This is a genomic window from Enterococcus canintestini (assembly GCF_001885735.1).
In the GTDB taxonomy this organism is placed as follows: Bacteria; Bacillota; Bacilli; order Lactobacillales; family Enterococcaceae; genus Enterococcus_C; species Enterococcus_C canintestini.
This window is the reverse complement of record NZ_JXKG01000003.1, coordinates 15,028-27,309: the sequence shown is the minus strand read 5'-3', so window position 1 is coordinate 27,309 and position 12,282 is coordinate 15,028. Positions and strand designations below refer to the sequence as shown.

Here is a 12,282-nt window from a genome sequence, read left to right as displayed (position 1 = left end):
AAAAATAGAATAAACCTATTTGATTTGTTTGTCAACTTTTTTAGTACAAAAAATAGTACAAAAATAATTTACTTATTTTGTTTTTCTGATATGATTAAATTGTCTGGAAAGCTGAGAATCTTTTTGAAAGATAAGGAGATCAATTTAAATGAAACCTGATAAGAGAAAAGTCGGTGAAAGAATAAAAAAAATACGAACTGACTTAGGTTATAGTATGGACGAATTTGGCAAAGTAATCGGGGATATTCCTAGAAGCTCTGTTAACAACTGGGAAAAAGGAGTGAGTATTCCCAAAAAGGACAAGTTAGACAAAATTGCGTTATTAGGCAAAATGATGCCAGATCAGATTTTATATGGACGAGCTGATGAATACCTTTATGATTTATTTAGTCAGAATTTAGATGTTAAATTCAGTGATAATATTTTATTTGAAATTTTTGAAAGTATTCCTCCAGAAGAACGTTCTTATGATGATATTCTTTGGCTTTCAATTGGAAAATACTTTCTTGAACATGGTAGACGTGGAAAGGCTGTGGGAAGATATAGTTACGAATCTATGTTGGGAATTTCCAGTCTATACATGGCAGAGTATCAAAATGATTTTATTGAACAGCGAGAGGATTTCAATAAAAAGAATGTAAAGTATTATGCTTACTCAGATATAGATAACAATATTTTACATATCATGCCTTTTACTCCTGTTGAGGAAAATATCAAGCTTTTTTATAAGTATCCTGACTTTATAGAAAAAGCACATGAACATGTAGTATTTACTGAAAATTTTAATCAAATTGGCTTGTCCTTGAAAAATTCAAGGATAATTTTTTATGGTATTCAGAAAAAGTCAATGACACCTCATATACAAACGTTTATATACGATAAAGATTCAGATGTGTACCGAGAAATTCAAACTTCAGAAACTTTGTCTATGTTTAAAGATGAGATTGATAAACAGATAGAAAGATTAAGATAAACAATAGAATTGAGGATAAACTTAGAAAGCTTTTGGATAAGCGAGGGGTCTATATGGCAACGTTATTTGAATTACTGCTTTTGGGAATAGAATACTTTTCAATTGGGTTTATAAACGGGAGAATGCTGGAAAGAAAATTTGATAAAAAGTATTTTTTATGGTCGTTCGTAATAATAATCATGAGCGTGGCTCTATTTTACAGTTTTGGCAATATTTCTTCTGTCTGTTTTGGCATATTATTGTTGATACTATCGTTCAATTTGGAAAAAGATAAATTTGTTGCTATCATTACCAGTACAATGTCTTTAGGAATGTACATCTTTTTAAATTATGTAGTGGGTTTTGCTTTAACAAAATTAAACATTTATGATCGTTTAAATATGGTGCAAATTTTAGGAACGATTATTACCTGTTACTTGATTATTGGTTTAGTTTTATCAATGAAGATAAAAAAATTTTTATTGCATTTAACTCAGCAAAAAGAAGTAGGTTGGGTTCTTAGTATCCTATGTATATTAGTTCTTATTAGCTACTATGCTCTAATCATTGAAGAATCTTATTTGAATGTTCATTCTTACTATGGATTAACTAACTTATTTTTTGTTAGTATGTATACAGGTGTTTTAATCATTGGTGCATTTTTTTCAGTAGGTTTGATTAAACAATCTATCAAAAATAGGCTTCTGAAACAAGAATATCAAAGTTTAACGGAATATATGAAGATGCTAGAGTTAACTAACAATGAAATAAGAAACTTTAGACATGATTATAAAAATATTTTGTTGACAATTGAAGGTTATCTAGATGAAAAAGATTATTCCGCCCTAGATCACTATTTTCGAAAGGTTATTATGCCCACAGTTACCTATTTAGAGAAAGATAGTTTTAAAATCTCAAAGGCTTCAAACATTGAAAGTAGAGAAGTAAAGAGCTTAGTGGTGAACAAAGTGTTAATTGCTCAACAAAAGGGGATTAACACAATCATCGAAATCCCCAAATTAATAAAAGAACTTCCTGATAACTTAATTATGCTATTAATTCGTGCATTGGGAATTATTTTGGATAATGCTATTGAAGGTGCTGATAAGAGCGAAAATCCTGAATTAAGGATAGCTATGTTTGAGGTTGGAAGAACATTGACGATTATTATTCGAAATTCTTGCTTAGAAAATATTCCACCTTTACATCAGATAAAACAAAGTGGCTTTTCTACTAAAGGGGCTGGAAGAGGGCACGGATTAGCGATACTACAAGAATTAATTCATGAGGTAGATAATGTTTTTTTAGAGACAAAAATTGAAAATGATTACTTTATGCAGAAAATAGTGATCTTATCTGAAATGGGAAGGGATGATTCATGATGAATATCTTTGTCTGTGATGATGAGCAACATTACCTCAATCAACTTACTAGGATTATTCAAAATTATATCCTTTTTAAGACCCGTCAAGTCGTGTTGAAATTGAGTACGACAGATCCTAACAAAATTTTAAATGCGGTTGAACAGAATATTGAGGAGGACAATTTATTTTTTCTTGATGTAGATTTAAAAGCAACTGTAACTGGGATAGAGTTAGCTGAAGAGATTAAAGCTCGTGATCCAAATGCAAAAATTGTCTTTATTACTACTCATGGGGAGCTTTATTCCCTTGTATTTCAGTATCAAATAGAAACCATGGATTATATTGAAAAGGATCAGTATGCTACAGTAGAAGATAGAATAAAAAGTTGTATAGATAAAGCTCTTGAACGATTTTTTTTAAGTAGTGCTTCAAAAGAAGAGATGATTACTTTGAAGATTGGCGATCAAATTGAAAGGATTCCAGTAAGTAAAATTCTATTTTTTGAAAGTTCCTTTAAGTCACACCGAATTGAAGTTCATTTAAAAAATCAGCAGTTTGAGTTTTATGGGAAACTAACGGATATCGTTAAACTACATTCTTCATTTATCGCAAGTCATAAATCATTTGTGGTAAACATTGAGAACATTAGAAGTGTTGACGTGAAAGAACGAATAGTAACATTTGAAAATGGAGAAACTTGTTATATTTCTCTTCGATTTCAAAAAAATTTATTGAACCAGTTGGAAAGTCATCATTAAGATGGCTTTTTCTTTTGCGTTCAGGCATAAATTTTGACCTCTTAGGCAGAAATCAACTATAGGTATAACTTTCGTGCCAAAATAGTCACAAGGAGGAACCAGATGGTGGAAGAAAGATTAGCATTATGGGTTTATGAACAAAGTCTAGCAAAGCAAGAACGTTCAGATTATGAAAAAGCAAGAATAGTCTATGGTTGGACGGTTCTATTTTACAATCTATTTAAAGTTTTATTGATTTTACTTGTTTCAGTATTACTCTATTCATTAAAGGAAACTTTGATTTGTTATGTTCCGTTTTGTCTGTTACGGGTATCTGGATTTGGCTACCATGCCAAATCGAATACTATTTGTAACTTATCGAGTGTCTTTTTGTTTTCAGTTCTTCCATTCGTTCTTGATAATGTGATTGGACAAATTCAGCAGGGGTCAACTTTATTCTTCTTCGTAGTATTTGGCACATTTGGATCGATTGCTATCTGCTTATTTGCCCCTTCATTTACTGAAAATTCATATACGAATAATCAAAAAAAAGTAAAATTTTTAAAATATATTTGTCTGATTACTTTTTTGATTTTGCTTTGTGTTTCATATTCGTTACCAATTAAATTTGGGTTATTAATGGCTTACGGTATGGGGATAGCAATCATATTTCTAATACCAAATAATATATTTTAAGGAGGAAAAGTATGAAAGAAGCAGGAATGGTAGCAAAAGTTGTCGAGAAGCTAGGGTTTATTTTTGGTGATGGTGCTAAATGTCAATTAGGTTTTTACGAACCTAAGAAGCCGGAGATTTTGAGACAAGAGAAAAAATAGAAAAGTCGGGGATATTTAATTTAGAAAGGGTGAAAAAAATGAATTTGAAAAAAATTGTTATTGCGTTTGTTGCTACTCTATTTGCTAGTGCTTCGTTTGTGTTTGCTGGATCTAGCGTTTATGCTAGTGAGAGTAATAATGACGCACAAGAAGCGATTCTTAGTGAACAAGAAATGAAAGAACAGGCAGTTCAAAGTTTGAAGTTCTATTTGGAAGATGCAGGATATATTGATCCTGTAACTCATCAATATATACCTACAGATTTAGCAGCTTTGAAGGAGAAAGCTGAGTTGCCAGGTGCTGAAGGTCAATCGGGAAAATTCATTTATGAAAACTTTGTTATACCTGCCTTAGGAGATGACTTACAAAAATATGCTGCTTGTGTCGTAATTAATTCACTTCCATTTGGAGGAGTTATTTGGGATATTCTTGAAGGTGAGAATATTATGCAGACTTTAATTAATTACCTACAGGGTGCAAACTACGATAAAGCAGTTGATATCTTACTCGATATTGCTAAAGAATCTTTAACTCCGTCACAATTTGCAAAATTTAATGTTATAACCATTGCTGCTAGTGTAGCAATAAATGCTGTCTCTTGTTGGGGAAATTAGGATATAATATGACAAGTAGGACTTCAAAATGAATCCTACTTGTTTTTAAATTAGATCAAAGGTGGATTAAACGTGGATTCAGATGCTAAAATTGAGCAACAAGCAATTAAATTTTTAAGTTATCTTGGTATTAAATCTCAATCTAATTTTTTTACGTGTTATAGGTACCCCTTGCCAATTTTAGGGATAATTCCTTTTAAAGCAGTTGTTCAGGCTATGCTGGTAAAGGTTAACCTACTTGTATTTACCCCAAATGAATTGGTTATTAAAAAAGTAGGCAGTGGATTTTCGTTAGTGAAAATTAAAGAAAAAAGCTTTGACAGAAATGTTATTCGAATTCCCAAAAAACAGATAAAGCGATTCGAGATTAAAAATTGGGTAGTTTTAGGAATGAGTTGGGGATACCTTATGACAATCGAAGCGGATAAAACCTATTATTTTAATGTGGCTAAAACAATTGGGGAAGACTTTTCTACTCGTAATTTCTTTAATGTTAAAAAAAATAATTTTTATGGGTTAGTTACTGAAGATAAAACAAACTCATAAATCCAGTTTAGTTAAACTTATTGGTCAACTTATGTAGAGATAACAGAAGAATAGTTACTATAATGTATCAATGTATCGAAAAAGATGTCTTGATTATTGTTCTCTAAAATTATTAGAAATTGCAGATGTTACTAAAAATACTTATCAAACTAAAAAACACTCCAATTTTTATAGTAGGATAAATAAAGAAATCCCTTGTCAAATATTAATCTGACAAGGGATTTTTGGTAGGGAAAATGGTAGGGAACCATATCATTTTTAATGAAAATCAAGCACTTTAGCAACTGAAGAATGTTGATTTATAGGCATTCCCCATCCATATTATGTTGGCTCTTTATTCCCACTCCACAGTTGCAGGTGGTTTAGAGGTAATATCGTACACGATGCGGTTAACGTGATCTACTTCGTTAACGATGCGGACAGAAATTTTTTGCAATACATCCCAAGGGATACGGGCAAAATCGGCTGTCATGCCATCGATTGATGTTACTGCACGGATACCGACTGTGTAATCATAAGTTCTGCCATCACCCATAACACCGACAGAGCGGATGCCAGGTAATACAGTGAAGTATTGCCAGATGTCTCGATCAAGACCTGCTGCAGCGATTTCTTCTCGTAAAATGGCGTCTGACTCACGGACGATTTCTAATTTTTCTTCGGTTAATTCACCTAAGACACGAATGCCAAGACCTGGGCCTGGGAATGGTTGGCGCCAGACAATAGCATCCGGCATGCCTAGTTGTGTTCCTAATTCCCGCACTTCATCTTTAAATAAAGTGTTTAATGGTTCAATTAATTTGAACTGCATATCTTCAGGAAGACCACCAACATTATGGTGAGACTTAATGGTTTGGGCAGTTTCAGTTCCAGATTCGATTACGTCAGTGTAAAGTGTGCCTTGGGCTAAGAAGGAAATGCCTTCTTTACCGGCAAGTTTAGTTGCTTCATCGTCAAAGACGTAGACGAATTCATTCCCGATGATTTTACGTTTTTGCTCAGGATCAGAGACGCCTTTTAATTTGTCTAAGAAACGATCTTTGGCATCTACTTTAATAATGTTTAAACCAAATTTGCCGCCAAGACTTTCCATTACTTGTTTGCCTTCATCTTTACGCAACAAGCCGTGGTCTACAAAAATACAGGTTAATTGGTCACCGATGGCTTTTTGTAATAAAACCCCAACAACAGAAGAATCTACCCCGCCTGATAGGCCAAGTAAGACTTTTTTGTCGCCAACAGTTTTGCGAATTTCAGCAATTTGCATGTCAATAAAGTTATCCATTGACCAGTCGCCTTTACATTGACAAACGTCCATTGCAAAGTGTCTTAATAATTCATTGCCGTGTTCTGAATGACGAACTTCAGCATGGAATTGGATACCATAAATTTTGTCTGCTTTATTTTGGATGGAAGCAATTGGGCAATCTTTACTTGTTGCAACAACTTCAAAACCACTTGGTGTCTGGGTTACCAAGTCACCGTGGCTCATCCAAACGGTTTGTTTTTTCGGTGTGCCAGCAAAAAGCTCCGCGTCATCTGCGGTTACTTCTAATTCGGCTTTACCATATTCTTTGTTTAATGCGGGCTCAACTTTACCACCTAATTTATAAGTGATTAGCTGCATGCCGTAACAAATACCTAAAACTGGGATTCCTAACTTCAAAATCTCTTCATCAATGCCAAAGGCGCCTTCATCATAAACGCTATTTGGTCCGCCAGAAAGAATAATTCCCTTTGGATTAATGGCTTTGACTTCTTCTGCAGTGATTTTGTGGCTCATCAATTCAGAAAAGACACCAAACTCACGGATGCGGCGTGTAATCAATTGGTTGTACTGGCTACCATAGTCTAAAACGATAATCTTTTCGACTGTGGGTAGGTGGTCAACATTTGTCACAGTTAAATCCCTCGATTCTTTAGATTATTTATTGTAAAGAAGTAAGCTTCTTACAAGCAGTTTAACAGGCATGAAAATAAAATCAATATTTTCGCAAATAGATTTCATCAATTAAATGATGGTTTGTTTTATGGAGAATTATATCTGCTCTGCTTCTAGTAGGCAAGATGTACTCCTCTAAATTTTTCAAATTCACATTTTGCCACACGTTTTCAGCCATAGCGAGCGCTTTTTTGCGGTCTCCAATAGCAAATTGATAGTAATAATTGGTTGGATCTAAAAAGGCGGTGTCGAGTAATTGTTCAAAGCGTTCCAGATACCAGTGTTCAATTAATTCTGGTTTTGCATCCACAAAAAGAGAAAAGTCAAAAAAGTCGCTGACGTAAATTTGTTGATTTTGTGGCAGTTGTAAAGTATTGATTCCTTCAACGATTAAAATATCTGGTTGTTCAATTAATTCAAATTGATCGGGCACAATATCATAAACACTATGAGAGTAAACTGGCACTTTAATCTCTTTTTTACCTGACTTGACTTCATTTAAAAATTGAATTAATCGCTCCATATCATAGCTTTCAGGAAAACCTTTGCGATCCATGATGCCTTTTTCTTGGAGTGTAGCATTAGGGTATAAAAAACCGTCTGTAGTTATCAATTGGACGTTGCGTCTTGGAAACAGACGAGACAGCAAGGTTTGGACTAAGCGGGCAGTCGTTGATTTTCCTACAGCAACCGAACCGGCGATTCCAATAATAAAAGGCGGTGTTTTGACATAGCGATGTAAAAAAAGACCTTTACTTAAATTTAAAGATTCCGCTTCTTTCATATAAAGGTGAATCAAATGGCACAACGGAATATAAACATCTTCCACATCTTGCATGGATAAGCGATCATTTAAACTTTTAATGCCATCTAATTCTTCTTGGGTTAGTGGCATATTCTTACTATTGTAAAATCCTTGCCATTCTTGGCGCGAGATTTTGTAGTAATTGATTTTTTCCTCCATAAGCGACTCCTTTAGGTTGCTTTGCTACCATTAATTAATGCGTAATAAAAGATACTGACAAAATAATGGTGGACTACCTGATTGGCAGACTTCGCGAACATTTTAACACAAAACAGACCGCTTTATTAGTGAAAACACAAATAAATGCAGTTTACCAACCTTTCTGCTAGTATAAAGAGGAAGAGTCTGACAAAAAGAGACAAAATACGTGCGAAAATTAAAAAAGGAGCGAGGAAGATGAAAAAAATTGTCATCATGGGCGATAGTATCGCAGCTGGTTTTTTTGAAGGCGAAGTAACAAATTTGTTAAATGAATATGTTTTAGAAACATTGACTGGCATGGGTTTTCCTGATTATACAGTCGTAAATTTAGGTGAAAGAGGAGCTTCAACGACTACAGCATTAGAACAATTACCTCAAGCGGTGGCGGAAAATCCTGATTTTATCGCGCTAAATGTGGGGATTAATGACGCTTTAAATGATGGTCAAAATATCCAAGGCTATGGCGAAAACTTAAAGAAAATGATTGCTTCTTTCCCCGCTGAAAAAGTTATTTTGGTAGGACCGAGTTGGGTTGATTTTACAATTCGCACCACTGGCGATAAAGAAACACTACTAAAATACATTGCAATGGCAAAAGATATTGCCCAAGAAACAGGGGTCAATTACATTGATATGTATCATCATATGTCAGTTTACCCAGAGCCAGAAGAATTTTTACAAAGTGATGGTTTACATCCTTCTAAATTTGGGTATCATTTATTAGGAGCTTTAATTGCTCGTGATATTAAAAATAAATTATTAGGATGAAATTATGAGTGATCATTATTATACCAACCAACCCCATGCGGACCACGACTTTACTGAATTTGATTTTGAATTAAAAGGACATAAATTTCATTTTGTAACAGATAGTGGTGTTTTTTCCCGCAATACAATCGACTTTGGTTCAAGAGTTTTAATTGAAACTTTTTCGGCTACGGATTTGCCTAAAGGCCCACTTTTAGACGTGGGTTGTGGCTATGGACCAATCGGTTTAACATTGGCCGCAACTACTGAGCGCTTTGTAGAAATGATCGATGTCAATCAACGTGCCATCGACTTAGCAAAACGCAATGCTGGGCGCAACCAGATTGAAAATGTCGCAATTCATGAAAGCAACATTTACGAAACTGTGAACGAAACAGCTTATGCGGCAATTTTAAGTAATCCGCCGATTCGCGCAGGTAAAAAAGTCGTCCACACGATTTTAAGTGACGCCTATCCGCTTTTAACAGAAGGTGGAACGCTAACTGTGGTCATTCAGAAAAAACAAGGTGCACCGAGCGCCGAGAAAAAAATGAAAGAAGTTTTTGGCAACTGCACAATTTTAACCAAAGATAAAGGCTACTATATTTTACAAAGCATCAAAGAAGATTAATAAAAAAACGTCAGCTTCTCGCAAACTTAATGAGGGGCTGGCGTTTTTTTGTAAGGCGGGATATATACTGATCTAGTTTTGCAAACCAACTCTTAGCGACATTCAGGCGAAATGATAGCGAATTTCTCCTCAAATTTCGTATCATTTTGCCTGAATGCTAAAGAGTTAAACGCATTTGTTTAGCTTTTCTATTGATCTAGCAGCATGAACGAACTCTCTGCGTTAATCAGCCGGAAATTTAAGAATTTTGCCAAACAATTTATCAAGATTATGGCTTATTACTTAAGAGCTAACCACGTTCATTCAGTTTTTCTGATAAAAAGTGAGTTTTTTTCCTTGCTCTGAAACGAGTTTCATAGATTATGCTTTGAATGTAGTTAAAAAAGCGCTTTTTAACCGGCAATCTGAAACAGAAATAGGAGGAAGGTTTATGTTTACTTATGTGAAATTAACTCAAAATGGCATTACGCAACTTTATTATGTGCAAGTGGAGATTAAAGCAGAAAAAATTATATTAACTGATGTTAGCGGCTTGCAATCAAAAGTGCTTTTAGCAGAAGATATTTGTGAATTAGATTGGCAGGTTTTTGATGAATATTATGGCGGTCGTCGCTTTTCTTTTGGTAAAGGAGAAATGAGTTGCCAAGTTTATGAAGCAGGCCTAGCTGTGATAGACTATCTTTATCAACAATTACAAGTAGCTGTCTAAGTAAGATAAATTAGAGGTGGGAAAAGTGGCAAATATTCGAGATATTGCAAAAATGACGGGGTATTCGGTGACGACCATTTCGCGGGTGATTAACAATCATCCTTATGTGGCAGAAGAAAAAAGACAAAAAGTTTTGGAAGTCATGAACACCCTAGATTATAAGCCTAACCGAACGGCGCAAAATTTGAGCAAAGGCATTACGAAGAATGTGGGAGTTATCGTGCCTTTTGTCGATCACCCTTTTTATAATCAGTTATTAAAGGGAATTATGAAAGCCGCTTTTGCCCACCAATATAAAATTACATTATTACCGACAAATTATGACGAAAAATTGGAAAAAAGTTATCTGGAAGAATTAGCCGCTAAAAGTTTTGACGGTCTAATTGTCACCACGCGAGCCAATCATATGGATGTTTTTTTACCTTATTTAGCGAAAAATAATATTGTGTTTTGTGAAGCATCAGATTTAAAAGAAGTCCGTTTTGTCGCCATTGATCTGGCCGCTTCGTTAAAAGCCAGTATTCTATATTTAAAAAAGCAAGGTATAAAGCGTTTAGGCCTAACTTTAGGGCGTAGTAAACGGCTAAGTGGCAACTCAATTTTAACGATTGCCCAAAGCAAAAAGTATTTTCCTGATTTTGATGAAGCGGATATTTTCTGGGACTGTATTCATGCTGAAGATGGTTTTCAAGCCGCAGAATTTTTCCAAAAGCGCCAAGTAGACGGAATTATCACTAATGGGGATGAAGTAGCAGCGATGATTTTAGCCCAATACCCGCCCGAGCAAAAGCCTTTTGTAATTGGTCGGGAGAATTTGTTAGTCAGCCAATTGTTGCAATTTTCGACTGTTGATCATCAATTAAAACAATGTGGCAAAGCGGCCTTTCAACTTTTTTATGAAGAAAAAAATGCTCAACTGACGATCCCACACCGCTTAATCATTCGTTAAAAATCTCTTCTGCCGATTTGGTGGAGGAGATTTTTTTGATGGAAAAGGGGAAAGATTTTTGATGCATGAATGTATTTTAGAAATGAAATAGTACTTTGTAATTTCTTACATCCTCTTTTAACTCCCTATTTTTTTAAAGTAGATTTTGGTACACTATTGCGTATGGGGGGATAAAAATGAAGCTGACAATTAAGCAAATAGCAGAGATGGCGGGCGTTTCGGTGACGACGGTTTCGCAAATCTTAAATAACAAAGGAACACGTTTTAGTAGTGAAACACGACAAAGAGTTTGGGATATTGTGAATAAATACCATTACAAACCCGATTTTTTTGCCTCAAACTTAATTAATCGGCGTTCCAAAACGATTGGAATGATTATTCCAGATGTGACCGACTTTTTCTTTTCAAAAGTGGTGGAAGGCGCAGAACGCTATGTTAATCCACTCGGCTATATGATTATTCTTTGTAACTCCCAGCAAAGTCAGGAAAAAGAGATTACTTATCTGGAGGAATTGAGTCATCGTTCTGTCGATGGTGTTTTATTGGCGACACCGCATTTACTAGCAAGTGGCTATGAGTTGGGGAGTCCGATTTATAACAATATGCCAACGATTTTAATCGACCGTGGGATTAATCAGCGTAATAGTGGTCGTTTAATTGTGAAAGATTATGAAGGTGCTTACCAGGCGATTAATCATTTAATTTCACGAGGACATAAAAATATTGGTATGTTAAAGGAAAGTACGGGTTATTATCAACTCCAAGAACGTTTTAATGGTTACCGTCACTGTCTAAAAGATCACGGAATTGCTTATAAAAGTCGTTACGTGGTGGAAAATGAATTGACAGTAGCTGGTGGGTATCAGGCGGCTAAAGAATTACTACGGCAAAAAGAGTTAACGGCTATTTTTTGTAGCAATGATTCCATGGCGATTGGGTGTTACCAAGCTATTTACGAGTTAGGTAAAAAAGTACCAGAAGATATTTCTGTGATTGGTTTTGATGGTTTGAATTTAACAGAATACGTCACACCTCCACTGACGACGGTCTTACAGCCAGCTTTTGATATTGGTTTTTATGCCGCGAAGTTTTTAGTCGATGCGATTGAGTTTCCAGAACGCCGAATTCCGAATAAAGTATTTGATACTAAATTAATTATTCGTGAGAGTGTGAGGACCTTGACAAGCGAGAATTAATACAGTATATTGCTCCTGTAAGCGCTTTAGCGCAATGGAGTTTATTAGGTAAA

At 34.9% G+C, this 12,282-nt stretch carries 14 protein-coding genes; 12 read left to right on the top strand and 2 right to left on the bottom strand.

The features are described 5' to 3' along the window. Nucleotides 1-148: 148 nt before the first annotated feature. From RU96_RS02985 to RU96_RS02960, 7 genes are all read left to right on the top strand, one after another. Nucleotides 149-973, top strand: coding sequence for a helix-turn-helix domain-containing protein (locus RU96_RS02985; RefSeq protein WP_084035447.1), 825 nt, complete (start codon nt 149-151; stop codon nt 971-973). Nucleotides 974-1,026: 53 nt separating this feature from the next. Then, a complete protein-coding gene (locus RU96_RS02980) occupies nt 1,027-2,334 on the top strand; it encodes a sensor histidine kinase (protein ID WP_071864069.1) in 1,308 nt (435 codons plus the stop codon). Next, nucleotides 2,331-3,074, top strand: coding sequence for a LytR/AlgR family response regulator transcription factor (locus RU96_RS02975; protein ID WP_071864068.1), 744 nt, complete (start codon nt 2,331-2,333; stop codon nt 3,072-3,074). The genes RU96_RS02980 and RU96_RS02975 overlap by 4 nt, the downstream gene beginning before the upstream one ends. Nucleotides 3,075-3,176: 102 nt before the next feature. Then, the gene (locus RU96_RS02970; RefSeq protein WP_071864067.1) at nt 3,177-3,749 is read left to right on the top strand and encodes an accessory gene regulator B family protein; all 573 of its coding nucleotides are present in this window, start codon (nt 3,177-3,179) and stop codon (nt 3,747-3,749) included. An 11-nt stretch (nt 3,750-3,760) separates the two neighbouring features. Then, nucleotides 3,761-3,889, top strand: coding sequence for an AgrD family cyclic lactone autoinducer peptide (locus RU96_RS12680; RefSeq protein ID WP_084035446.1), 129 nt, complete (start codon nt 3,761-3,763; stop codon nt 3,887-3,889). Nucleotides 3,890-3,927: 38 nt separating this feature from the next. After that, nucleotides 3,928-4,503, top strand: a complete 576-nt coding sequence (locus tag RU96_RS02965) for a streptococcin A-M57 (protein ID WP_211269894.1) — start codon at nt 3,928-3,930, stop codon at nt 4,501-4,503. A 72-nt stretch (nt 4,504-4,575) separates the two neighbouring features. Continuing rightward, nucleotides 4,576-5,049, top strand: a complete 474-nt coding sequence (locus tag RU96_RS02960; protein ID WP_071864066.1) for a hypothetical protein — start codon at nt 4,576-4,578, stop codon at nt 5,047-5,049. 334 nt (nt 5,050-5,383) lie between these two features. On the opposite strand, the gene guaA is transcribed toward RU96_RS02960, so the two are convergent. Both guaA and coaA read right to left on the bottom strand, forming a co-directional pair. Next, nucleotides 5,384-6,949 carry a glutamine-hydrolyzing GMP synthase gene (gene guaA / locus RU96_RS02955; protein ID WP_071864065.1) on the bottom strand — a complete coding sequence of 522 codons (1,566 nt, stop codon included), beginning with the start codon at nt 6,947-6,949 and terminating at the stop codon, nt 5,384-5,386. A gap of 82 nt (nt 6,950-7,031) precedes the next feature. Beyond that, nucleotides 7,032-7,955 carry a type I pantothenate kinase gene (gene coaA / locus RU96_RS02950; RefSeq protein WP_071864064.1) on the bottom strand — a complete coding sequence of 308 codons (924 nt, stop codon included), beginning with the start codon at nt 7,953-7,955 and terminating at the stop codon, nt 7,032-7,034. 237 nt (nt 7,956-8,192) lie between these two features. Between coaA and RU96_RS02945 the strand changes: the two genes are divergently transcribed. The 5 genes from RU96_RS02945 to RU96_RS02925 all read left to right on the top strand — a co-directional run bounded on the left by RU96_RS02945 (nt 8,193) and on the right by RU96_RS02925 (nt 12,229). Continuing rightward, nucleotides 8,193-8,765 (top strand): SGNH/GDSL hydrolase family protein, encoded by a 573-nt coding sequence (locus RU96_RS02945; protein WP_071864063.1) that lies wholly within the window; start codon nt 8,193-8,195, stop codon nt 8,763-8,765. Nucleotides 8,766-8,769: 4 nt separating this feature from the next. Continuing rightward, complete coding sequence (locus RU96_RS02940) at nt 8,770-9,375, top strand: class I SAM-dependent methyltransferase (RefSeq protein WP_071864062.1); 606 nt, start codon at nt 8,770-8,772, stop codon at nt 9,373-9,375. 430 nt (nt 9,376-9,805) lie between these two features. Then, nucleotides 9,806-10,084, top strand: a complete 279-nt coding sequence (locus RU96_RS02935) for a hypothetical protein (RefSeq protein WP_071864061.1) — start codon at nt 9,806-9,808, stop codon at nt 10,082-10,084. Between the two features lie 25 nt (nt 10,085-10,109). Further along, complete coding sequence (locus tag RU96_RS02930; RefSeq protein WP_071864060.1) at nt 10,110-11,033, top strand: LacI family DNA-binding transcriptional regulator; 924 nt, start codon at nt 10,110-10,112, stop codon at nt 11,031-11,033. Nucleotides 11,034-11,209: 176 nt separating this feature from the next. Beyond that, complete coding sequence (locus tag RU96_RS02925; RefSeq protein WP_071864059.1) at nt 11,210-12,229, top strand: LacI family DNA-binding transcriptional regulator; 1,020 nt, start codon at nt 11,210-11,212, stop codon at nt 12,227-12,229. Nucleotides 12,230-12,282: the final 53 nt, after the last annotated feature.